Annotated in this window: 18 protein-coding genes and 1 tRNA gene; 13 read left to right on the top strand and 6 right to left on the bottom strand. The window is 49.7% G+C overall.

Annotated features, from left to right (window positions below; genetic code table 11):
- Positions 1-87: 87 nt before the first annotated feature.
- Both xanP and AC07UY_RS04900 read left to right on the top strand, forming a co-directional pair.
- Positions 88-1479 (top strand): xanthine/proton symporter XanP, encoded by a 1392-nt coding sequence (gene xanP / locus AC07UY_RS04905; RefSeq protein WP_192614080.1) that lies wholly within the window; start codon positions 88-90, stop codon positions 1477-1479.
- Positions 1480-1600: 121 nt separating this feature from the next.
- Entirely contained in the window at positions 1601-3325 is a 1725-nt protein-coding gene (locus tag AC07UY_RS04900) for an AsmA family protein (protein WP_494700879.1), read from the top strand.
- 258 nt (positions 3326-3583) lie between these two features.
- Here the strand turns inward: AC07UY_RS04900 and yicI are convergent, their stop codons facing one another.
- Positions 3584-5902, bottom strand: coding sequence for an alpha-xylosidase (gene yicI, locus AC07UY_RS04895; protein ID WP_494700880.1), 2319 nt, complete (start codon positions 5900-5902; stop codon positions 3584-3586).
- Between the two features lie 12 nt (positions 5903-5914).
- Complete coding sequence (locus AC07UY_RS04890) at positions 5915-7309, bottom strand: glycoside-pentoside-hexuronide family transporter (protein WP_494659607.1); 1395 nt, start codon at positions 7307-7309, stop codon at positions 5915-5917.
- 278 nt (positions 7310-7587) lie between these two features.
- On the opposite strand from AC07UY_RS04890, the gene AC07UY_RS04885 reads away from it, so the two are divergent.
- From AC07UY_RS04885 to AC07UY_RS04875, 3 genes are all read left to right on the top strand, one after another.
- A tRNA-Sec gene (locus tag AC07UY_RS04885) sits at positions 7588-7682 on the top strand.
- 162 nt (positions 7683-7844) lie between these two features.
- Entirely contained in the window at positions 7845-9020 is a 1176-nt protein-coding gene (locus AC07UY_RS04880) for a tyrosine-type recombinase/integrase (protein ID WP_494700881.1), read from the top strand.
- A gap of 5 nt (positions 9021-9025) precedes the next feature.
- Complete coding sequence (locus AC07UY_RS04875) at positions 9026-10399, top strand: hypothetical protein (RefSeq protein ID WP_494700882.1); 1374 nt, start codon at positions 9026-9028, stop codon at positions 10397-10399.
- A gap of 220 nt (positions 10400-10619) precedes the next feature.
- On the opposite strand, the gene AC07UY_RS04870 is transcribed toward AC07UY_RS04875, so the two are convergent.
- The 3 genes from AC07UY_RS04870 to sid are packed head-to-tail and all read right to left on the bottom strand — an operon-like array spanning position 10620 to position 12173.
- Positions 10620-11180, bottom strand: a complete 561-nt coding sequence (locus AC07UY_RS04870; protein ID WP_494700883.1) for a phage polarity suppression protein — start codon at positions 11178-11180, stop codon at positions 10620-10622.
- A gap of 28 nt (positions 11181-11208) precedes the next feature.
- Positions 11209-11427 carry an ogr/Delta-like zinc finger family protein gene (locus AC07UY_RS04865; protein WP_494700884.1) on the bottom strand — a complete coding sequence of 73 codons (219 nt, stop codon included), beginning with the start codon at positions 11425-11427 and terminating at the stop codon, positions 11209-11211.
- A gap of 2 nt (positions 11428-11429) precedes the next feature.
- Positions 11430-12173: a capsid size-determining scaffold Sid gene (gene sid, locus AC07UY_RS04860; RefSeq protein WP_494700885.1), complete on the bottom strand. Its 744-nt coding sequence runs from the start codon at positions 12171-12173 to the stop codon at positions 11430-11432.
- Positions 12174-12724: 551 nt separating this feature from the next.
- Between sid and AC07UY_RS04855 the strand changes: the two genes are divergently transcribed.
- The 7 genes from AC07UY_RS04855 to AC07UY_RS04825 all read left to right on the top strand — a co-directional run bounded on the left by AC07UY_RS04855 (position 12725) and on the right by AC07UY_RS04825 (position 19792).
- On the top strand, positions 12725-12991 hold the full coding sequence (locus tag AC07UY_RS04855; RefSeq protein WP_063160807.1) for a helix-turn-helix transcriptional regulator: 267 nt from the start codon (positions 12725-12727) through the stop codon (positions 12989-12991).
- On the top strand, positions 12988-13545 hold the full coding sequence (locus AC07UY_RS04850; RefSeq protein ID WP_494700886.1) for a host cell division inhibitor Icd-like protein: 558 nt from the start codon (positions 12988-12990) through the stop codon (positions 13543-13545). The genes AC07UY_RS04855 and AC07UY_RS04850 overlap by 4 nt, the downstream gene beginning before the upstream one ends.
- Positions 13542-13769, top strand: a complete 228-nt coding sequence (locus AC07UY_RS04845; protein ID WP_063157516.1) for a hypothetical protein — start codon at positions 13542-13544, stop codon at positions 13767-13769. Before AC07UY_RS04850 ends, AC07UY_RS04845 begins: the two co-directional genes overlap by 4 nt.
- Positions 13766-14086 (top strand): DUF5375 domain-containing protein, encoded by a 321-nt coding sequence (locus AC07UY_RS04840; RefSeq protein ID WP_494700887.1) that lies wholly within the window; start codon positions 13766-13768, stop codon positions 14084-14086. The genes AC07UY_RS04845 and AC07UY_RS04840 overlap by 4 nt, the downstream gene beginning before the upstream one ends.
- Positions 14087-14100: 14 nt before the next feature.
- Positions 14101-16434, top strand: a complete 2334-nt coding sequence (locus tag AC07UY_RS04835; protein ID WP_494700888.1) for a primase-helicase zinc-binding domain-containing protein — start codon at positions 14101-14103, stop codon at positions 16432-16434.
- Between the two features lie 169 nt (positions 16435-16603).
- Positions 16604-18271 (top strand): hypothetical protein, encoded by a 1668-nt coding sequence (locus tag AC07UY_RS04830; protein ID WP_494700889.1) that lies wholly within the window; start codon positions 16604-16606, stop codon positions 18269-18271.
- Between the two features lie 423 nt (positions 18272-18694).
- Positions 18695-19792, top strand: a complete 1098-nt coding sequence (locus AC07UY_RS04825) for a hypothetical protein (RefSeq protein ID WP_494659606.1) — start codon at positions 18695-18697, stop codon at positions 19790-19792.
- Between the two features lie 80 nt (positions 19793-19872).
- Here AC07UY_RS04825 and AC07UY_RS04820 read toward each other — a convergent pair whose 3' ends face one another.
- On the bottom strand, positions 19873-20034 hold the full coding sequence (locus AC07UY_RS04820) for a YlcI/YnfO family protein (RefSeq protein ID WP_494659605.1): 162 nt from the start codon (positions 20032-20034) through the stop codon (positions 19873-19875).
- 128 nt (positions 20035-20162) lie between these two features.
- On the opposite strand from AC07UY_RS04820, the gene AC07UY_RS04815 reads away from it, so the two are divergent.
- Complete coding sequence (locus AC07UY_RS04815) at positions 20163-20453, top strand: SymE family type I addiction module toxin (RefSeq protein ID WP_301700247.1); 291 nt, start codon at positions 20163-20165, stop codon at positions 20451-20453.
- Positions 20454-20546 lie beyond the last annotated feature (93 nt).

The following is a 20546-nucleotide window of genomic DNA, read 5'->3' as shown; positions in this document are numbered from 1 at the left end:
AAATATTAAGAATAACGATTAGCAAACGTTTGCTTTTGCCACCAGGTCGGATAAAATGCCCGCTTTTACACCACGGGATTGCCTCTGATGTCTGTTAACACTGTCGAGTCAGAAAATGCGCAACCGATTGCGCAGACTCAAAACAGCGAACTGATTTACCGTCTTGAAGATTGTCCGCCGCTTCCTCAAACTCTTTTTGCCGCCTCTCAGCACCTGCTGGCAATGTTCGTCGCAGTCATCACGCCCGCGCTGTTAATCTGCCAGGCGCTCGGTTTGCCGGCCCAGGATACTCAACACATTATCAGCATGTCGCTGTTCGCCTCCGGTGTGGCCTCTATTATTCAAATTAAAGCATGGGGTCCGGTAGGCTCAGGGTTGCTCTCGATTCAGGGAACCAGCTTCAACTTTGTCGCCCCGCTGATTATGGGCGGCACAGCGCTGAAAACCGGGGGCGCAGATGTTCCCACCATGATGGCGGCGCTGTTCGGTACACTGATGCTGGCAAGCTGCACCGAAATGATTCTCTCCCGCGTACTGCATCTCGCGCGCCGTATCATTACCCCGCTGGTTTCCGGCGTGGTGGTCATGATCATCGGCCTGTCGCTGATTCAGGTCGGCCTGACGTCCATCGGCGGTGGTTATGCCGCGATGAACGACAACACCTTCGGCTCACCGAAAAACCTGCTGCTGGCGGGCGTCGTACTGGCATTGATCATTCTGCTTAACCGTCAGCGTAACCCCTACCTGCGGGTTGCTTCGCTGGTGATAGCCATGGCCGCAGGCTACGCGATGGCATGGTTTATGGGTATGTTGCCGGAAAATACCGCCCCGACCACGCAGGATGTCATCATGGTGCCAACGCCGCTGTATTACGGACTGGGCATTGACTGGAATCTTCTGCTGCCGCTGATGCTGGTCTTTATGATCACTTCACTGGAAACCATTGGCGATATTACCGCCACCTCCGATGTTTCTGAGCAACCCGTTTCCGGGCCTCTGTATATGAAACGTCTAAAAGGCGGGGTGCTGGCTAACGGCCTGAACTCGTTTGTCTCTGCGGTGTTTAACACCTTCCCGAACTCCTGCTTCGGTCAAAACAACGGCGTGATCCAGTTGACGGGCGTTGCCAGCCGCTATGTTGGGTTTGTGGTTGCGTTGATGCTGATTGTCCTGGGCCTTTTCCCGGCAGTGAGCGGATTTGTACAACACATTCCAGAACCCGTGCTCGGCGGTGCGACTCTCGTGATGTTCGGTACTATCGCCGCCTCCGGGGTGCGTATCGTGTCGCGTGAGCCGTTAAACCGTCGCGCTATCCTGATTATCGCCCTGTCGCTGGCGGTAGGTCTGGGCGTTTCCCAACAGCCGCTGATCCTGCAATTTGCACCGGACTGGGTGAAAAACCTGCTCTCCTCCGGGATTGCCGCAGGCGGTATCACCGCAATCGTTCTGAACCTGATTTTCCCGCCAGAAAAGCCGTAAGCGGAATGTGGCGGCGATCGACAATCGCCGCCACAGAAACGCTCTTTCACTATTCCCGCCTTGAGGATTACGCCTAAATCGTGCATAACTCAGTTATGTGCACTTCGCGGGATGGAAGACCATGAAATTTATTGGAAAGCTGCTTATCTACGTGCTGATCGCCTTTTTGGTGGCGGTTATCGTGCTCTATTTTCTGCTGCAAACCCGCTGGGGAGCAGAACGCGTCAGCAACTGGATCTCTGAAAATAGCGGCTACCACGTGGCCTTTGATGCGATGGATCACCGTTTTTCCTCCCCTTCCCACATCCTGCTGGAGAACGTCACCTTTGGCCGGGATGGTCAGCCTGCCACGTTAGTCGCAAAAACCGTGGATATCGGACTCAGTAGCCGACAACTGACCGATCCCCAGCATGTTGACACCATCCTGCTTAAAGACGGGACGCTGAATATCTCCTCGCAAACGGCGCCGCTTCCCTTCCGGGCCGATCGCTTAGAGCTGCACGATATGGCGTTCAACAGTCCCGGCAGCGAGTGGAACCTGAGCGCGCAACGGGTAGACGGTGGCGTGATCCCCTGGAATCCTGAAGCAGGCCGGGTGCTCGGCAGCAAAGCACAGATCCAGCTCAGTGCAGGTTCGCTGACGCTGAACGACATCCCCGCCACTAACGTGCTGATTGAAGGCAGCATCGACAAAGAACAGGTGACACTGAGCAACATTGGCGCAGACGTCGCACGCGGCGCATTAACCGGCGTAGCGCGACGAAATGCGGACGGCAGTTGGATTGTTGATAGCCTTCGTCTGAACGACATCCGCTTACAAAGCGACAAAGTGCTGGCGGAATTCTTTTCGCCGCTCACAAGTATTCCTTCCCTGCAGATTGGCCGCCTTGAGGTGACCGACGCACGCCTGCAAGGTCCGGACTGGGCAGTGACCGATCTTGACCTCAGCTTGCGCAACCTGACCTTCAGCAAAGATGACTGGCAAACTCAGGAGGGCAAATTGTCAATGAATGCCAGCGAGTTCATCTACGGTTCGCTGCATCTCTTCGACCCCATCTTAAACGCGGAATTCTCTCCGCAAGGCATCGCGCTACGTCAGTTCACCACCCGCTGGGAAGGCGGCATGATCCGCACATCCGGTCATTGGCTGCGTTCCGGTAAAGCACTCGTTCTCGACGATACTGCCATTGCCGGGCTGGAATACACCCTGCCGACAAACTGGAAACAGTTGTGGATGAAACCATTGCCAGGCTGGCTCAACAGTCTGACGCTGAAGAAATTCAACGCCAGCCGCAATCTGGTGATTGATGTTGATCCCACGTTTCCATGGCAGCTCACCGCGCTGGACAGCTACGGCGCAAACCTGGGGCTGGTACAGGACCATCAGTGGGGCGTGTGGAGTGGAAACGCCACATTTAACGCTGCGGTGGGTACGTTTAATCGCGTGGATGTGCGTCGCCCCTCTCTGGCGCTGACGGCAAACAGCAGCACGATTAACATCAGTGAACTGAGTGGCTACACCGAGAGAGGATTGCTGGAAGCTACCGCCAGCGTTTCACAGGTGCCGCAACGCCAGACCCAGATAAGCCTGAACGGACGAGGTGTTCCGGTGAACATCCTGCAGCCGTGGGGCTGGCCAGCACTGCCGATTTCTGGCGACGGGAATATCCAGCTCACCGCCAGCGGCACAGTTCAGGCCGATACGCCGCTGAAACCCACGGTGAACGGTCAGTTACACGCTCTGAATACAGAGAAACAGCAGGTCGAGCAGACGATGACGGGGGGCGTAGTGTCGACGGTTCCGGCTGCAGTTCCGACTGCGACTCCCCCCTCACCCCAGCCCTGAAACGAAGCCCGGTAAGCACAGCGCCACCGGGCAATTTTAGGCTCAGGTGCCAACAAAAACGCCGGGTGGCGCTTCGCCTTACCCGGCCTACAAAACCAAATCCACGAACCGTAGGCCCGGTAAGCGCAGCGCCACCGTGCAATTTTAGGCTCAGGGACCAACAAAAACGCCGGGTGGCGGCTTCGCCTTACCCGGCCTACACATCAAACTCCGGCACCATACACATCCCCTCGCCCCTTTGAGGAGAGGGGAACAGCATCACAGGTGAATCACCACCTCGTTTCCTGCCGCTTTCACCACCACACCCCACTCGCTGCTGGCGTAAGAGCCGCCTTTCACGTCAGCGACTTGCGGGATGTTACGCAGGCACAGCGTCCAGTCGCGCGCGTCGCCTTCGCCCGTTACCGTGAGCGTATTGTGGGTACGCTTCGCTTTTAGCGTGAAGATAACCGAACCGTCTGCGGCAGGGACTTCGCAGAACGTTTCACGCCCCTCTTCCAGATGGAACAAATGGAAGGCGGTGCCTTCATGCCAGGCATAATCCGGCTTCTGGCTATTGCTGCCCAGCGCCAGCAGGGTGTTATCCCGCACGTACACGGGCAAACTCAGGACGTCATGCAGCTGTTTGTGCCATCGGCCACCCGCGACCTCGTCATTGCGCCACAGGTGCGTCCAGCGGCCTTCCGGCAGATAAAACTGCACGTCGCCCGCTTCAGAGAACACCGGTGCCACCATCACGGAATCCCCCAGCATGTACTGGCGGTCGAGGTAATCGCAGGCGGGATCGTCCGGGAATTCAAGCATCATGGCGCGCAGCATCGGCGTACCGCACTCGCGAGCAAGCGCCGCCTGCCGGTACAGATACGGCATCATCCGGCATTTCTGTTCAGTGAAATAGCGCACCACATCGCAGGATTCGTCGTCGTACGCCCACGGCACCCGGTAGGATTTGCTGCCATGCAGGCGACTGTGGCTGGAGAGCAACCCAAACGCGCACCACCGTTTGTAGACATGCGCTGGTGCGGTATTTTCGAACCCGCCAATATCATGGCTCCAGAAACCAAAGCCGGAGAGGCCGATAGATAACCCGCCGCGCAGGCTCTCCGCCATCGATTCATAGTTGGCGTAGCAGTCGCCGCCCCAGTGTACCGGGAACTTTTGCGCACCGACGGACGCGGAGCGCGCAAACAGTACCGCCTCCTCTTCGCCGACGGTCTCTTTGAGCACGTTCCAGACCAGTTCGTTGTAGATGTACGCATAATGGTTGTGCATTTTCTGCGGATCGGCACCGTCGAACCACTGCACATCGGTCGGAATACGTTCGCCGAAGTCGGTTTTAAAACAGTCGACGCCGATATCCACCAGGCCTTTCAGCTTGTCGGCATACCATTTACAGGCATCCGGATTGGTGAAGTCATAAATCGCCAGGCCCGGCTGCCATTTGTCCCACTGCCACAGAGAGCCATCCGGGCGTTTGAGCAGATAGCCTTTCTCTTTCAGTTCCTTAAACACCGGCGATTTCTGGCCAATGTACGGGTTTATCCACACACAGACCTTCAGCCCTTTGGCTTTGAGGCGGCGGATCATCCCCTCCGGGTCCGGGAAGGTCACCGGGTCCCACTCAAAATCACACCACTGGAAGGCCTTCATCCAGAAGCAGTCAAAGTGGAAAACATGCAGCGGCAAATTGCGTTCCGCCATACCGTCGATAAAGCTGTTGACCGTTGCTTCATCGTAGTTGGTGGTAAACGAGGTGGTGAGCCACAGGCCGAATGACCACGCGGGCGGCAGCGCCGGACGCCCGGAGAACTGCGTATAGCGGTTCAGCACCTGTTTCGGGGTCGGGCCGTCGATCACGAAATATTCCAGAGACTCGCCTTCGACGCTGAACTGCACTTTAGAGACTTTCTCGGAGCCGACTTCAAAGGAGACGTTTTCCGGATGGTTCACCAGCACGCCGTAGCCGCGGTTGGTCAGATAGAACGGAATATTTTTGTACGACTGCTCGGTACTGGTGCCGCCGTCGCGGTTCCAGGTTTCAACCGTCTGACCGTTACGCACCAGCGCGGTAAAGCGCTCGCCCAGGCCGTACACCGTTTCGCCGACGCCCAGATCCAGGCGCTCAAACATGTAGTTGCGGCCGGTATTCCCGTCCTGCACGTAGCCGTTGTTTTTCAGCTGGCTGCCGGTGATGCGCTGCCCATCGCGCAGAAAATCCAGCGCCCAGAACTCGCCCTTGGTGACACGCACGCTGAGGTTGCCGCTTTTCAGCACGGCAAATTCCGCGTTGTTTTCAATCTCAACCTTCACGTCTTTTCGCACGTTCAGCGGATAGTGCGGACCGTTATTAAGCTGACCCTGGAAGTGCTCGATGCGTACACCGACAATCCCTTCCTGCGGCGAGAACAGGCGAACCGTAAACATCAATGTGTCGAGCTGCCAGGTGCGTTCGCGCACGTCGCGCGGCGCAACGTACACCACCAGGTCGTTGCCCTGCTGCTCCACATCAAACACCTGAACCGGATACGTCACATTCAGGCCCGGCTGAATGAGCCAGTTACCGTCACTGATTTTCATACTTTTATCCTCTTAGTTCTGCAGTTCTTTGCTGACCGGCAGGGTTTCAAACGCCTGCTGGTTGCGGCGCGCGCCTTGCGCCAGCTCACCCATAATTTTGGTCAGGAATGGCGTTTTCAGCGTGTAATAGCGTTTGGCGATAATCGCGCTCAGTACGTAGCAGACCGCTGGCGCCAGGGTGAACAGGCCAATGATGATGCTGAGGGTAGCGCTGTTCTGCGTTTTGGCTGCGGCATCGTAGCCACCGCCTGCCAGCATCCAGCCAATCATCGCCCCGCCCAGCGCCAGGCCGAGTTTCAGCACGAACAGCGTGCCTGCGAAGCTGATGCCGGTCAGGCGTTTGCCGTTGGTCCATTCACCATAGTCGACGGTGTCGGACATCATGACCCACTGGATCGGCGTTACCAGTTGGTGCAGTACGCCAATCACGAAGATAAAGGCGAACATCAGGATTGTGGCCTGCATCGGCACGAAGAACATCGCCACGCTCACTACCGCCAGTGCAGCGTTGGTCCACCAGAAGATACTGACTTTACATTTCCAGTCGGTGAGCGGTTTTGCCAGCGCGGAGCCAATCAGGTTGCCGACGCAGTAGGTGGTGAGGAACGCGACGAAGATTTCCGGCGAGCCCATGATCCAGGTGCAGTAGTACATCATCGCACCGCCGCGCACGCAGACGGCAAGGATGTTGAGAATGGTGAGCGCGCCAACGACGCGCCACTGGTCGTTTTGCCAGATGTCGCGCAGGTCTTCACGCATGGAAGTGGTGCTCGGCGGCACCTGGATACGTTCTTTGGTGGTAAAGAAGCAGAACGCCAGCATCAGAAATGCCACCACGGAGAGCACCGCGATCCCGCCCTGGAAGCCAAAAGCTTTGTCGTCGCCGCCAATCAGTTTCACCAGCGGCATCATCAGCACCGTGGAGAGCATGCCGCCCGCTGTCGCCAGCACAAAGCGCCAGGATTGCAGGGAGATACGCTGCGTCGGGTCGTTAGTGATCACGCCGCCCAGCGCGCAGTACGGAATATTCACCACGGTATAAAGCAGGGTCAGCAGCGTGTAGGTAACGGCGGCGTAAATCATTTTGCCGTTCAGGCTGAGATCCGGCGTGGTGTAGGCCAGCACACAGACAATGCCGAACGGGATGGCGCCAAACAAAATCCACGGACGGAACTTGCCCCAACGGCTGCGGGTACGGTCGGCAAGCAGACCCATGCACGGGTCAGAGATGGCATCCAGCGCACGCGCCAGCAGGAACATGGTGCCGACGAAGCCAGCGGGAATACCAAAAATGTCGGTATAGAAAAACATCATGTACAACATGACGTTATCAAAAATGATGTGGCTGGCGGCGTCACCCATGCCGTAGCCAATCTTCTCTTTAACGGATAACAATTCACTTTTCATCTGCTTATCCTTGGTGCTATGAGACCGGTTACAGACGTTGTAAACCATACTTGTGGGCGCGAGTATTCCGTTATTTTGTTATCAACTTACGATTCTTGTTTTCTGTGATCGGTGTAGCGCTGCCGGAGAGGTGAAGATGTAACTAATGGATTTTATAAGGATTTATATGAAACCGATCATAGTAAGACGAAACGGTACGGAAAAAAGTGTGATTAGTGATGTGGAAACGCCAGGAAGTAGCTATAATGCGCCCCGCCTCCATGTAGCAATCGAGGCGCGGAAGATCGTCATCTCCGGTGAGGTGGCTGGACTTCAAATCCAGTTGGGGCCGCCAGCGGTCCCGGGCAGGTTCGACTCCTGTGATCTTCCGCCAAATATCATCTCGCCATGTCCGACGTAGTCCTTTAAACCCATTATTTACAGCAAGTTACCTAGTGTCATCATCCGTATCAGTCCGAGGGGATCTCCCTAAATCCACGGAAAATATGTATAGTGTTGTGTATAATTTTTTTATACACAGATTTCACTTATACACATGCCACTTACAGACATACAAATCCGACGCGCTAAGGCACAAGACAAACCCTACACCCTCAATGATGGACAAGGCTTATCCTTGCTCATAAATCCCGACGGGTGCAAAGGATGGAGGTTCCGCTACCGGTTTGCAGGAAAAGCCCGGTTGATGTCATTCGGTTCCTACAGTCTCGTCTCGCTTGCAGAGGCTCGCGACAAACGCGATACAGCACGCAAGCAGGTAGCAAATGGCATTGATCCAGTTGAAGAACGTAAAGCTCAAAAGCTGGCACAGCAGCTCTCAACAGAAAACTCATTCGAAGCTATATGTCGGGAGTGGCACTCAAATAAAGCCGATCGCTGGACAGTGGCCTACCGCGAAGAAATCATTAAGACATTTGAGCAAGATATTTTCCCTTACATTGGTAAGCGCCCTATAAGTGACATTAAACCGCTGGAACTGCTTGAGGTGCTACGACGAATAGAGAAGCGTGGTGCACTAGAGAAAACACGTAAGGTGCGTCAGAGGTGTGGTGAGGTTTATCGCTACGCAATCATAACTGGCCGCGCTGAATACAATCCTGCGCCTGATTTAGCCATCGCTCTGGCCGTTCCTAAACAAAAGCATCATCCATTTTTATCTGCCGAAGAATTACCTCATTTTTTCCGAGATCTTGAAGCCTACACTGGCAGCATCATCACCAAAAATGCTACAAAGATAGTCATGCTAACTGGTGTAAGAACGCAGGAGATGCGCTTTGCTACGTGGGAAGAGGTTGACCTCGAAAAAGGTATATGGGAAATCCCGGCAGAGCGGATGAAAATGCGTAGGCCTCATATTGTTCCTTTATCTACTCAAGTCATTGACCTCTTTAAGCAACTCAAGTCCATTACCGGCCATTACCCTTACATTTTCATTGGCAGGAATAACCGTAGTAAACCAATCTCGAAAGAAAGTGTGTCACAGGTGATTGAGTTACTTGGTTACAAGGGGCGTGCTACAGGTCACGGCTTTAGGCATTCAATGTCGACAATCCTACATGAACAGGGCTTTGATAGTGCCTGGATTGAAATGCAGTTAGCACATGTTGATAAAAATAAAATTCGCGGCATTTACAATCATGCTCAATATATTGAAGATAGAGCAAAAATGATGCAATGGTATAGTGATCTTTTCACTGAACACCAAAGGTGAAAATTATGAGCGCAAGTTTAGATGATGTAAGAGATTTTGATTTTATTCTTGCAGAAGCATATCGAATAGATGTTGAGTTAGGCTCACCTAACTTTAGGGATTTTTATAATCAAGAGTACAACAGGAATTTTGGTTCGTTCGGAATGACAATAGATGCACCGATTGAATTAATTTCAAAAGATATAACAATCCCTAAAAGACAAATACATCTTTCATACGCATCAAATGAGAAATTACATTTAATATCTGAAAGATTCATAAAATCAAATAGATTAGAAATGCTTGTCACTGTTGATGAATTTGTTGAAAATATAAAGAAATTTCTTTTTATTCATGTTTTTATCGATAACAGTGAAGATGGCCTAAAGGGATATACTCAACTTCTCAATAAAGCGTTAAAAAAAACAAAGAGAGAAATGGCACAAGAGGATTTCTTTTTTCCTATCTTGGCGCATGGCCTTGATAAAGAGAAGATATCCATTGGTCGCGCTGAGATTATATCAGCGAAGCATATGTATTCAATAATTAATGATAACCTTACAGATGAACAAATATTATTATCCAAAAGATTTTGCTCTGTACATAAATATCACTACGAACATTTCTTAAGAATCCCAGTTAGCAAGCGCTCTAAGAAAAGCCGAGAGAGAATTGCTAAAAATATTGCAGGGTTTGTAGTTGGAATACTCCAATTATTTAGTGAGCATTATCACATATCATCCGATTTTTTGAGCCTTTCAACGAGTCCATATCCTAATTATGAAAGTTTTTACTTCACAAGAATATCAAATAATGATTTCAACTATAATCACTCATCCAAGGGAAGAATAACTTGGAGCGACAAATTCTGGGATAAATTTGAAAGTGATTATAATTCAGACTTAGGAAAGGTATTGTCTCTCCTAATAGACCTAGCCATAGAACCCAATGAGAGAACAATAATTGCTGATCGATTGATTGATTCCATTTATTTATTTAGCAGTGCTCAACAAGATAAAGATGATAGTTCACGTATAGTAAAATTAGCAACGGCTCTAGAACGATTGGTAAGCCTTCCAAGCGAGAAAAAGGATGAGTCTACAACTAAAAACTTCGTAAGCCGTGTATCGTCGTTGGTTTCCATTTATTATCCCGATGAAAAAGACTGGGCTAAGGTTTCGAAAGAAATGTATGAAATCAGGTCTAATATTACTCACGGCGCGTGGTCTATATATCGTGGGGTAGAGCCATTATATTCATCTAGATATAGCGAATTAACAAGCAGAGCCATTTTCTCTGCATGCATTGGATTTTATAAACGCAGCTTCACTAGCGATAACAATGATCAGTTAGTAAAAGAGTTCTTCGACTTTTTAGAAAATGCCATAAAGGAAAAATAAATTGTTGTCGCGATCTTAGCGCGCAATGCTCTCCCCGCCACGCCTGCCCGCTTAAGGGACCGCTTTTAATGCAGGTGTAAGAGCAGCCTCAGACCGCGCCAGAGCTGGCGCTGGCGGGGGAGGCCGGGGCGTGAAAAGGCATGCAAAACCATGCACCTTATGCATGCATGGCTTAATTCGGGAAAAAGGGCGGGATTTGCGGGGATTTTTTGACGGGCTCCTACGCGGCCAGTTCAGCGCGTTTATTCACGTAATTCTGGTTTTGTGCAGGTGTGAATTTTTCACGATTATCATCTCGTGAAGCCGCGTCAGGCCTGAATCCGATGACCGTTAAAATGTCATTATCCTGCGCAGAATAATTAATTTTTTCACCGGCGGCCAGCCAGACATTTAGTGCCTCGCGTAGATAGTCGACCGAGTGCTGCATGGCGCAGTTTCTGACGGCGGGATGCTGACTGCTATAGCCCATTAATTCAGGCGCGAGCGCTGCGACCAGCTCCGCGCCGTGCACCTGCATAAAATCATTCAGCCGGTTACGGATGCTGATACGCTGCACCTCCTCATGCGACCGGATATAGCGACCGGCAGCCTGATTAATTTCCCATTTTTTTACCCCAATAATATCGCGACGAGTTTGCAGACTCTGGCCGCTGTGGCCGTCACCGGCAGGCTGTTCGCGGTATGCCTGTTCGGCCTGCGTCAGTTCTTCCCTGCGTTGCAGCCAGGCGGATTTGTTTGCCTCACAGGCCTCAAAGGCTTTCTGTAGCGTCAGTGTGGTCACGTAAGTTTCTCCTGATGACTGGTCATGCTTAAGCGCCAGCACGGTTAACGATGGCCGCCGGAGCGGGTGCAGGAGTGACCGGCTCTGTCGCCGGTGAACGGATAACCCCGTCAACGGATTCAAGCGTGCGGAAGGTTGCCGAGCACTCGATATTCACGCACTGGTGATAGCGCTGTTTGACGTTCTCAGACAGATAGCGACTGGTACGGGCGTGCGCACCGGTTTTGCAGAACGGACAGTGAAACATACTTATGCCCCCGCCTTAGTTTTGTCATGTTCAGCCAGCTTCTGGGCGAGCATGTTTCGCTTAAGTGGACTGCGTAACAGTTCCATATCCACGCCGGTAATCTCTGGTCGCTGCATACCCGTCACGGATAAAACCGGCTCCTGTTTCATATCGAAGTGATACAGACTACCCTGACGGTTGAGGGCATCACGCAGTTCACCGATGGCGACAGATTGCGGTGCGCTTTCCCCCTTCATTTCCAGGGCACGAATGCGCAGCAGGAAAGCGCGAATGAGCGCGACGGGAACCGCGTTGATAGCCTTAACCCATTCCGCCCCGGCGTAAGCGGTAAATGCTTCGCCATGCGCAGAGCGATAATTATTGCCGGTGTAGCAGGCATTCAGCATGGCACGACTCCGGTCAGTCTCCAGCTCCACAATCAGGCCGGTGAACTCGTCGGCCAGCTCCCGACTGGCGATACGCTTGCTGTGCTCCGCTTTCATTTCAGGAGTGAGATTACCGCGCAGGGTACGAAAGCGACTGCGCCAGTCCTGTTCCGCCTCAGCGCTCTCATCGAGGGCTGTCTGTCGCTCCTGCTTACAGCGTTCAATTGATGTATCAATCTCTTTCAGCTTTTCCATGCTGGCTGCGTGGGTGTCTCTGGCCGCAGCGAATACGGTCAGTTTAGCGGTGATGTGCTTTTCGCTTTCCGCGTTCTGTTTAGCGACAACGTTCTGCAGGGCAGAAATGACTGTTTCGGGTTTCATTATCAGGCTCTCCGTATGTTCAACCTGAAATGATTCTGCCCTTCATCACACAACATCTCGATTCATTGCGGTTGTGGCAGTTCTGGCACAAGCAAGGGGGGTAAAACCCGGCTGGCCAGAAAAGGGTCGAAGGAAAACCCTCTCTCTGTTTGTTTTTTTACTGATAACTATTCACCACTGTTCACCTTTAATAAAAAAATAAGTAATACAGTATGTTAAAGGGTGAACAGTTGAGGGGGTGACTGTTCACCGTCTGTTCACCATTGTTCACCGGCTTTCTGTTCAGCTGAGTTTTTGACTTAGACTATTTTTGTATTAAAAAAGTAAAAACAACCACAAAAATGAATAATAAATAGTGCAATCAGGTGCAACCAAATGCCAGCATATACAATAGCTTTGCCAGTGTTTGCCATTCACCTGTTAACAATTTGTTGTGCAGTGAGTCGGTGCAAAATGACTTGTTGCCCTGAGAGAAAATATTCACAAAATAGAGAGCTACCCGAGGCCGGACGGACACGACCGGCACTGTATGGATTTTATGAGGTAGCCCGATGCACACCGCTTTTTCTTCCCCGTCTTCTGCGCCAGTCGCCCCGCCAATGCCGTTTTCTGACGCCGTTCAGGAGCGCTTTATTCGCCTGCCTGAAGTGATGCACCTGTGCGGCCTGTCCCGTTCGACAATTTATGACCTCATCAGCCGGGAGGCTTTCCCGAAACAGATCTCACTTGGCGGTAAAAACGTGGCGTGGGCGCAGTCAGAAATCACTGCATGGATGGCCGAGCGGATCGCCGATCGTAACCGGAGCTGTGACGCATGATGATGGCCGTTCTTCTGAAAGCCCCTTTTTCTGGCTTGCTTCCGCTCGTCATTTCCAGGTATAGTTTTCCCGCTGTCGCAAAATCGGCAGCCGGAATTGGCGTTCCGAATAACTTCAAGGCGACACGACACGCGCCATGCGTGTTTTTTTATGTCGTTGCTCAGGCACACCCATTTTCAGGGCTGTGGTGTTTATTCGTGCACCAGTGGTCTTTTCTGATAATGGTAGTCCGGGCGGGGCAGCCTTCGGGCTGGCCGGTTTCCTTGAAGGCCGGTTACGCCAACCCCGTTCGGGCTGCCACCAGTGAAATTGGCGTTTCCGGTGGTAGTTTTTCAAACTACTTCAAGGAGGCTGCCATTATGGCTACTACCCTCGCACCATTACACCCACAATTCATCTTCGTGTTTGCCGCCGTTCGCCGCGCAGACCGTAAACCCCGTATCTGTATGCTCCGCACCGTTGCCGGTGACGAGCACGCCGCACGTCTTTCTCTCGTTCGTGATTACGTCCTCTCGTTTGCTGGCCGTCTGCCGGTTGCGGAGGGACACGCATGAAACACACCACCCTCAGCATTAAAGAACTCGAATGCCTTGAGCACCTGCGCAACGTCGGCCACTTTGTCAGTGCCATGATGCAGGAGCAGGACTGCACTACCCTCCGTCGCGACCCCGCGCAGCAGTCGCAGCTTAACTCCGTGATTTACCTGATGACCGCCCAGCTCGACGGCGTGGTCGAACGCTGCAATCAGCGCTGGCTGGCCGGGGAGGGTAGCGTATGAAAAAGCCGTTACCGCCGGTATTACGCGCCGCCCTGTATCGTCGTGCCGTGGCCTGTGCCTGGCTGACCCTGTGCGAACGTCAGCACCGCTACCCGCAACTCACCCTTGATGCGCTGGAAAATGCCATGGCCGCCGAGCTGGAAGGGTTTTACCTGCGCCAGCACGGTGAGGACAAAGGCCGCCAGATTGCCTGTGCGTTGCTGGAAGATTTAATGGAAGCCGGGCCACTAAAAGCCGCGCCTTCGCTGTCCTTTCTGGGGATGGCCGTCATGGATGAGCTCTGCGCCCGTCATATCGCCGCGCCGGTTGTGCACTGAGGGAGAAAATAACGATGAAAATGAACGTAACGGAAACTGTAAAACAGGCATGCGGCCACTGGCCGCGCATTCTCCCGGCGCTGGGTGTGAAGGTGATTAAAAACCAGCATCAGGCCTGCCCGGTGTGCGGCGGCTCTGACCGCTTTCGCTTTGACGACAAAGAGGGACGTGGGACGTGGTTCTGCAACCAGTGCGGCGCGGGTGACGGGCTGAAACTGGTCGAGAAGGTGTTCGGCGTGTCGCCCTCCGAGGCGGCCGGGAAGGTGAGCGCCCTGACTGGCAGCCTGCCGCCGGTTGCTGAGGACATTATTGCTGTCGCTGAGGCTGAAACTGATGCCAGCCGCAAAGCTGCAGCCACGCTTGCCGCAAAGCTTCTGGAGAAAACCCGCCCGGCCACCGGCAACGCCTACCTGACCCGCAAGGGCTTTCCTGCGCTCGAATACCTGACGCTGACCACCACGCACAAAACCGGCGGCGTGACCTACCGCGCCGGTGATGTGGTCATGCCGCTGCAGGACGATACCGGCGCGCTGGTTAACGTTCAGCTTATTAATGCTGACGGCCTCAAACGCACCCTGAAAGGCGGAGCGGTAAAAGGGGCGTATCACCTTATCGAAGGGAAAAAAGAAGCGGGAAAACGGCTGTGGATAGCGGAGGGCTATGCGACCGCGCTTACCGTGCATCACCTGACCGGCGAAACCGTCATGGTGGCGCTGTCGTCCGTGAACCTTCTTTCTCTGGCGAGCCTTTCCCGTCAGAAACATCCGGCCTGTCAGATTGTCCTCGCTGCTGACCGCGACCTCAGCGGGAACGGCCAGACCAAAGCCGCAGCGGCGGCACAGGCCTGTGAGGGCACGGTTGCCCTCCCGCCGGTGTTCGGTGACTGGAATGATGCGTTTGTGCAGCAGGGGGCAGACGCCACACGGAAAGCGATTTACGGAGCCATCAGACCACCGGCGCAAAGCCCTTTCGACACCATGAGCGAGGCGGAGTTTACCGCCATGAGCACCAGTGAAAAAGCGATGCGGGTGCATGAGCATTACGGCGAAGCGCTGGCAGTGGATGCGAACGGCCAGCTCCTGTCCCGGTATGAGGCCGGGACATGGAAAATCATCCCGCCGTCGGATTTTGCGCGCGACGTGGCCGGGCTTTTCCAGCGCCTGCGCGCCCCGTTCTCGTCGGGGAGAATTGCCTCGGTGGTCGATACCCTGAAACTGATTATTCCCCAGCAGGCCGCTCCCGCGCGCCGCCTGATTGGCTTTCGCAACGGTGTGCTAGATACCTTCACCGGCGTGTTCAGACCGCACAGCAAATCTCACTGGCTGCGCACGCTGTGCGACGTGGACTTTACCCCGCCGGTGGAGGGTGAAACGCTGGAAACCCACGCGCCGAATTTCTGGCGCTGGCTCGACCGTGCGGCCAGCGGCAACGCTGAAAAGCGCGACGTGATTCTGGCTGCGCTTTTTATGGTGCTGGCGAACCGCTACGACTGGCAGCTCTTTCTCGAAGTGACCGGCCCCGGAGGCAGCGGGAAAAGTATTCTGGCTGAAATTGCGACCCTGCTCGCCGGGGAGGACAACGCCACGTCAGCGACCATCGAGACGCTGGAATCACCACGTGAGCGCGCGGCGCTGATTGGCTTCTCGCTGATACGCCTGCCAGACCAGGAGAAATGGAGCGGGGACGGCGCAGGACTTAAAGCCATCACCGGCGGCGATGCCGTGTCAGTTGACCCGAAATACCGCGACGCCTATTCGGCCTATATCCCGGCAGTCATTCTGGCCGTGAACAATAATCCGATGCGCTTCACTGACCGCAGCGGTGGTGTGTCCCGTCGCCGGGTCATCATTCATTTCCCGGAGCAAATCGCCCCGGAGGAGCGCGATCCGCAGCTTAAAGACAAAATCGCACGCGAGCTGGCCGTCATCGTGCGCCAGCTTATGCAGCAGTTCATCGACCCGATGACGGCGCGCACGCTGCTCCAGTCACAGCAGAACTCTGATGAGGCACTCAGTATCAAGCGCGACGCTGATCCGACGTTTGATTTTTGCGGCTATCTTAAGACGCTGCCTAAAGCGGAGGGCATGTATATGGGAAATGCCAACCTTGCGCCTCGCCAACCTCGGCAGTACTTGTACCATGCCTATCTTGTTTATATGGAAGCACATGGATATAAAAACACACTCAGCTTGACCTCCTTTGGGAAAGGATTGGCATCTATGCTTAAAGAATATGGTTTGGATTATGAGAAACGTCGAACAAATCAGGGGGTACAAACCAATCTCTCACTTAGGGAAGAGAGCAATACAGACTGGATGCCAAAATGTAATTCAAATTTCAATCAATAACAAAGCATACTAGCTGATGCTGGTTTTAAGGTTTAAGATCTGTCGCAAGCATTTCCATTAATGTTTAACCGCCAACATTATGAGAAATGCCTGCTCTTGAAAAAAAGCCTACATAATGATTATAATTACGTAGGCCTTTCATATTCATTATTTCAAAAGAAGAATTCCTATGGAGCCAGTTACTTGTTTTTTCCATGCTTTATGCTTTGTTCCGCCCAATCTTACAACCTCTGGTATGAAAATATTTGGTTTCTCAGAGTTTTTAGCCTCTCTTGCATTACTAGTGGTTGTTTTTACAGTAACTGATATACGATATAAATTTAGAATTTCTATAGCGCCAGTCCCTCTTTATAAAATCACATTTTTTATTATTGCTTTAGCTGGATTAATAAGTTTAATAACCGACATTTGGAGTTCTGCGAAATGGTGGGTACTTGACACCAATTTCGAGATAAAAATAACCATTCAAGCGGTTCTCGGCCTTTCATTTTTAATATGCTTCATGTTATGGATTTATTATGCGTTTTTAGCTCCACCTATTTTTGGGAAAAGGAATAGTGAGAAATATTTTAACGCGCTTTATAAATATATTGTTAAAGGCATTGAGTCTGAACTGGCAATTGTATGTGATGAGCTATCTCGTTCTGCAAACTCATTAATAAAATTTGCTGGCGATGGTGAAAAAAGAGTAACCGGAACAGCAAATGATATTTTGTATCTTATAGGGAACAGAAATTTCTGCAGAGTACTTGTTGCCACTTCACCGCAGACAGCAGCATACATATTCTTCGCCACAACAAGATATAATAAATACCGCATACCTCTTCACCAGTTCTCAGCAAATATTTCACAAGAAGCAATTAACAATAAAAATTCAATTATCTACCATGAGGATGATGGCTATCACTCGGGTTTCCTCGGCCACTTTCAAGATTGGTCAAAAACAATTTACGGAAATTATTTGCTAGTTGATGAATTAAATCGTGGTCACTTATGTCCACTAAACTTTAGTTATAAGTGTTTCATGAAATTTGATAGCGAGCAGTGGGAAGCTTACTTTAGAGGTGCAATTATTTATTTAGAGAACAAACTTAAAAATGATAATTTCCTTGATACAAATTGCGCATTAAATTCAATCCTTGAAAACATAAAAATGTGCACGCAGCAAACTTATTTAATTGATAGCTTAGAAGATAACATAGCTAAAAATGAAATAATTAGCAAGTTATTAATAGCTGTTACATTTATAAAAAACTTCATTAAGTTAACATCAAAATTTAAAACCAAATCTTTTTATGAGTATAGTGTCAGAGATAGAGAAAGACACATCTTTGACATACACTATTTCGTCTCAGACGTTTTAGTAGAACTTATTTTCAACGCTTCTCAGTGTCAGTCTAATAATTTCACAACATGGCACGTTCAAAACAATATTGTCTGGGATGGTATTTTTTCTATTCCAGAAGGAATGGATGGTGACTTCTACAAAAAGACCAAAAAGAAACTCATCAGAAAACTGTACGATGAGATAAAGGACATCACTAGAAGAGCTAACTTTAAAAATGCACGTATAGCAGGCCTGATTTTAAATGTGTTGGGATTAAAAACCGAACCAAATTATTTCATTAGAAAAGATAAAGAATTGATCTTTATACAAAAAATCACTCAAAACATTATTAAAGAAAACTTCATTAGGATAGTAAAAGACCAACCTCAGGTCGCAGATAGCATGCTCCCTAAAAACATAACTTTCGATCAAGATAAAAATTGCCTTATAAAAACATACTCCTTAGGCATCAACAAAGAAGCACCAAAAGAATATCTCTATTTAGATTAAGCCACCATAAACTTAGCCTGTGGGGCCAATAATGGATAAAATGATGAACAGTAAAGCATTCACTGTTCATCAACCATTCATCACTTAACCGTCTGTTTTTAAATCCAAAAATTGCTTAGTGAAGAGTGTGAATGGTTTAGTTAAAAATTATTTTTTTGCCGAAAGATACGAATGAATATGACGAAGCTCATGTGTATAGGAATGTGTATAAAAAAATATCACCTTAATCAATTTGTCGTTTTTTATCAGTGTGTTATATATAAAAACTGACTCCTGTGATCTTCCGCCAAAATTCATTCTTCGATATCATTTCAAGCATTAGTTAAATTGCACCTCTCATATGAGAGGTAATAACCTATTCAAGATAACGTGTTACACTAATGTAGGGAATATATTCAGATCGCCTAATTAAAAGGAATTACCATGGATACTGTGATTCATACGTTAAATGCACGAGGTAACATCATGCTAGAAGTTTTTCGTGATTATTTTTCTTTGACTCCAGAAAATATTCGCGTACAAATCTATCATTTTAAAAAATACCTTGTACAGTCTCTGAAAAATAAAAATATTAATTATGATGATTTGAAGAATGCGCTAATACCTGATAAAAAGAAAAAAGATATTGTTTTGGTTTTTGACTCATCGCTAATAGAAAGTGATTGGTATGGAAATGAAGTATTCAAAAAAATAATACCGATATTTAACAAAAAAAGTAGTCATAGTATATTGGTAGGCGATTATTTAGGCAATCATTTCGATCAAGGTTTGCTCTGCGAATTTTTACTTGAAACTCTTGTTATAAGAAATAACTCAGAGTATAAGCATAGCACACAGTATTATATGGTATATATAAACAACTTATCAAATGAGATGTTTAATGCCTTTGATGAAAATTTAAAGAATTACCTCCCATATATTGGCTATGCTGATATGTCTTACACATCTCGCCTAAAGACAGTTTTGTCTACAATGTTAGTTGATTTATTTATAAAACATAAAAACATTATTATACAAGGGCATGAGCCTGATAGAATTGACTCCGAAGATGTAAATATTAGTGGTTATCCATTTGAGAATAGTGGTTTTGTTTGTAAAAGTGTTAATTCTGATCTATATGGTATTTTATTGTCATATAAAATAGAAAGACCTGTGATAGATGGTTTTAAAGTCGATACTCAATTTTCTCTAAACGCAATTCATTTAGATATACAAGAACTAAACACAATGAATATTGTCGTCGATGAGGCCAAACTAAAATATATTCGCGACAATAAAATCGGTTCTCTTCTGTCCGCAGGGTTGGAGAATATATCGTCTCAAGAGTTAGCTAATGAGATAAAACAGAAAATTAACTCAAATTATATATACTCAATGTCATACAATACAGAATACAACACATCCAAATTCAATATCCTTTTAGAGTTTATTAATACACAAAATAATAAACCAGTGAAGTTATTGGCAGGGATAGAATATATCCCATCAAAAAAAATATTGAGATTGATTACATTATTTTAATGTATCCTATCCTTTTAAATAAGCTGTGCATATTATTAAACATGCACAGCTTTAAAGTCCGTTAATGATATAGGTTCCATTTACTCGTGTTTCAGTCTAAGCATGCAAGCCTCTTTAACCCACTTACTAAAATTCCCTTTCCCCGCTGCTTTCTCGATCTGCTCCAGAAGCTCATCCTCAAAACGGATGTTCTTCATCGTGCTTTTAGTACGGTCAAAATTGGGTTTCTTTTTCTCTTGCATGGTAGGTACCATTTCGGTTAGTTTATCTGCATGTGGTACCTACCACATGGGTTCGTAATTTTGACAACGCCCAGCAGTGTTGGAGCACTAAAGGGCGTCTAACCTCACCAACTATCAAGGAGTTGATTATGGCTGATCCGCATTCTACCCCAGACACCCCGATTGCAAAAACCGATCGCACGCTCATTGTGGGATATCGCCCGCAGGGAACGAATAAAAGCACACCCAGCCTGACGCTTTCAGGGAAATGGTTACGAGACGCGGGATTTGATACCGGGCAACAGGTGACGGTAAAAGTCGCGGAGGGATGTCTTGTTCTGATGACCGGGAGCGAACAAGAGCAAACGCTGCTTGCGGAGTTGAAAGCGGCGCAACGGAAGCTGAAAGAGATTGAAGGGGCGATGTCGTTCGCGCACTAATTGCAGTCAGCCAGATATGGTGATATTCCTCTGGAAAGCTGCTCGCAAAACCACGTTTGAATTAGCAGGATCAGAATCAATCTCTGGCATACT

Source organism: Citrobacter sp. GW821-FHT02E08, from assembly GCF_059421685.1.
This window is presented reverse-complemented; position numbering and strand designations above follow the sequence as displayed.